This window comes from Aerococcus sp. HMSC23C02 (assembly GCF_001806805.1).
Classification (GTDB): domain Bacteria; phylum Bacillota; class Bacilli; order Lactobacillales; family Aerococcaceae; genus Aerococcus; species Aerococcus sanguinicola.
Genome location: NZ_KV786064.1, coordinates 477 through 1,964, shown reverse-complemented (window position 1 = coordinate 1,964; position 1,488 = coordinate 477). Strand labels below are relative to the sequence as shown.

At 46.1% G+C, this 1,488-nt stretch carries 1 protein-coding gene; it reads left to right on the top strand.

What is annotated here, in order from left to right:
• Positions 1-1,488 (top strand): MucBP domain-containing protein (locus HMPREF3090_RS09685; RefSeq protein ID WP_210382198.1); only part of this gene is annotated, 1,488 nt, incomplete at both ends.

The window sequence follows — 1,488 nt, the reverse complement described above, 5'->3', positions numbered from 1 at the left end:
CGATTTCAACAACTCATAGTTCATCTGCCGCTTCTGGTCAGAATACGCCAGGGATCTTTGTTGAACGCCACCGCTATGAAACCGTTGATGAGAACGGCCGTGTCGTGAGTGTTGACGATACGATCACAGAAACTCCGCAATATGGAACTGTCAACGAGCAATACACAACAGGTGCGGAAAATCGTCCAGGTTATACCTTCGTTCGAACCGAAGCTCCAAGAAATAATCCGACTTATTCGCCAGATGGACGGACAACCAGTGGAAACTTTAAAGCAGGTATGACCCAAGAAATCACTTATGTTTACCAAAGAAGACAACAACAAGTTGAGACTGGCCCTGCTTATGAAATGACGGTTGAAGATTCTTCATATCCAACAGAATTCCGCTATGATCCTTCTCTTCCGGCAGGTCAGATTCGTGAAATTCGTCCAGGACAAGATGGCCGTGTACGAGTTCTTTATGAACATGTGAATCCAGAAAACGTTCCTGGCTTCAATCCTAATAACTTTAGATATATGCGGGGTCAATACTGGCGGGAAGTTTCTCGTGAAGTTGTTCAAGAGCCACAAAGTCAAATCTTTGGGTATAATTTTGAAGCAATTACTGAAACTAAGACCAATCCTGACGGCAGTGTCACCATTATCTACAACACTGGACGACGGGTGGAAATTCCAGCAGCTAAACCTAAGGAACCATTGCTACCAAGTAAACCGATTGTTGAAACGACACGGGTAACCGACCGACACCCAGAAACTGGTAAGCAAGTGAGAGGCTCTCGGGTTACGATTAAGATCTTCAACCCAAATACTAACCGCTTTGAAGATGAGAAGGTTATCTTTATCCCAGATGGGCAAGACGGAACTGATGGAAACAACGGTACCAATGGAACATCTATTACTGCTAAGACTGAACGTGGTAAAGAAAATCCAGCCGATCCTAATAGTCCAAGTGGGTCATGGATCCGTGTTTATAAAGTAAACCCAGACGGTAGCCAAGGTGACCTCATCTCTGAAACCTTCGTTAGAGATGGTGAAAAGGGTGACCCAGGTGAACAAGGTCCTCAAGGCCCACAAGGTGAGAAGGGTGAGCGTGGCGAACAAGGCCCTCAAGGTCCACAAGGCGAGAAGGGTGAACAAGGTGCCCCAGGTACCCCAGGCCAAGATGGTCAAGACGGCCGAGATGGAAAATCTGTTCTAGCTAAGACCGAACGCGGTACCAAAGCTGATGAGACAGGTAAAGATCGTCCAGGTACATGGGTAATCGTTCACGAAGACGCCAACAATAACGGTCAAGTTGATCCAGGCGAACGTGAAATCAGCCGTGAATTCATCTTCGATGGTACAAACGGTACCGACGGTAAGACGCCACTCGTTGAAAGTGAACGTGTAGAAAAAGATCCAAATAATCCAAACTCCGAATCCGGCGTGAAGATCATTGTAAGAGACCCTGAAAATAACGAAATCATCAAAGAAACCTTCGTCAAAGATG